This is a genomic window from Thermus sp. (assembly GCF_040290245.1).
Lineage (GTDB): Bacteria > Deinococcota > Deinococci > Deinococcales > Thermaceae > Thermus_A.
Genome location: NZ_PSMQ01000074.1, coordinates 1 through 1,825, shown reverse-complemented (window position 1 = coordinate 1,825; position 1,825 = coordinate 1). Strand labels below are relative to the sequence as shown.

Below are 1,825 nucleotides of genomic sequence, written 5' to 3'. Positions count from 1 at the left end.
GAAAAGGGCCAAGGCCAGGGCCCTTGGGTCGTCCGGGGTGAGGTCCAGCCTGGACAGGCGCACCCTTTCCGGCTCCAGGTGGTGGGCCAGGGCCCTGGCGGGGATAAACCGCCCTTTCTGTACCCGGCCCAGGTAAAGGCCAGGGGCGGGGGCCCGGATCCCGGAAAGCGTGGGGAGATCCTCGGGAAGCCAGTAGAGGTGGCCCGCGCGCTCCACAAAAGGCCCCGGAAGCTCCAGCCCCAGCTCGTCCAAAAAGGCCTTAAGGAGCCGCGCGGTGCCAGGGGCCAGGGGGGGAGTCCGCGCCTTGGGAGGGGAGCTCTGGCCTCCGTCCTGGCGGCGGAAGCGGGCGAGGAAATGCCCCTCCCCCTCGAGGCGGTGGGGCCAGAGCCGGGCGGTCTTGACCAGCTCCGGGTTCTTCTCCCCCCAGTCGGGCACCCCGGGGGCAAAGAGAGGGCAAAAACGGGCATCCTCCAGGCTGAACTCCGGATGGGCCCGGAGGAACTGGGCCACCACCCCCTCGTTCTCCTCGGGGGCAAAGGTGCAGGTGGAGTAGACCAAAACCCCTCCCGGCCGGACCAGCCGGGCGGCCTGGGCCAGGAGCCCCTTCTGCACCTCCCCCATCCGCCGGGGGGCGGAAGGCCCCCAGTGGCGGATGGCCTCCTCGTCCTTGCGGAACATCCCCTCCCCGGAACAGGGGGCGTCCAGGAGGACCCGGTCGAAGTAAGCCCCCCAGGCCTCGGCCAAAGCCCCAGGCGGGGCCTGGACCACGGAAAGCCGCGCTCCCCAGCGCTCCACGTTCTCCAGGAGCCCCCTGAGGCGCCTTCCATCCACCTCGTTCGCCACAAGGAGCCCCTCGCCTCCCATCCGGGCCGCCAGGTGGGTGGTCTTTCCCCCAGGGGCGGCCGCCAGGTCCAGAACCCGCTCCTTGGGCCTCGGGTCCAGGAGGACCCCCACCGCCTGGGCGCTGGGCTCTTGGATGTAGTAAAGCCCCGCGTAGAAGAACGGATGGGGGCCGGTCCGGGCCGCCTCGGGGTAGTAGAACCCCTCGGGGCACCAGGGGATGGGCCGGAGGGGCCAGGGGGAGATCTTTAGGAAGGCCTCGGGGGAGAGCTTCAGGGTGTTCACCCGGAGGCCATAGGTCCGCTTCCCCTCGGTGAGGGCCTTCAGGAAAAGGGGGAACTCCTCCCCCAGAAGCTCGGCCATCCGGGTGAGGAAGGGCTTGGGAAGCTCGAGGCCCGCCATGACAGCCCTTTGAGTATACTTCTGGGCGTGCTCGAGGCCATAGGAACGGATCTCGTGGAGATCGCCCGCATTAAGAGGGCCCTGGAACGGTATGGGGAGCGGTTTATGCGCCGGGTCTACACGGAAAGGGAGCGGACCTACGCTTTGGACCACCAGGACCCCATCCCCGCCCTCGCGGCCCGCTTCGCGGCCAAGGAGGCCTTCCAGAAGTGCTGGCCCGAACCCCTTTCCTTCCAAGACGTATGGGTGGAGCTCATGGGGCGGCGGCCCGTCCTCCGGTTTTCGGAAAGACTCCGGTCCAGAATGGAAGGGGCAGGCCTTCGTGCCCACCTTTCTCTAAGCCACGAGCGGGGATACGCGCTGGCGGTTGTCGTCCTGGAAAGTTTAGAGGCGGAATAGGTTTCAAAGCATCGACCCCTTGGAACGCGCTTGGACCCCCTTCTCCAATCGGCGTTCGCTTCGCGAAGCAACCCACTCCTGGGAAGGGTCCTGTCGCGGGACCTCTCCCCCTGGTCCCGCGAAGCGTACCTTGGAGCCGGTTCTAGTGGCTGCTTTGGTCCGAAGGGCCAAACACCGAGCAGGG

Annotated in this window: 2 protein-coding genes; one reads left to right on the top strand and one right to left on the bottom strand. The window is 67.9% G+C overall.

What is annotated here, in order from left to right:
- Positions 1–1,242: 16S rRNA (cytosine(1407)-C(5))-methyltransferase RsmF (rsmF, locus tag C4301_RS08815; RefSeq protein WP_352414716.1), on the bottom strand; the 1,242-nt coding region annotated here is incomplete at its 3' end.
- Between the two features lie 27 nt (positions 1,243–1,269).
- Here rsmF and acpS point away from each other — a divergent pair.
- Positions 1,270–1,641: a holo-ACP synthase gene (gene acpS, locus C4301_RS08810; RefSeq protein ID WP_352414715.1), complete on the top strand. Its 372-nt coding sequence runs from the start codon at positions 1,270–1,272 to the stop codon at positions 1,639–1,641.
- The last annotated feature ends 184 nt before the right edge of the window (positions 1,642–1,825 follow it).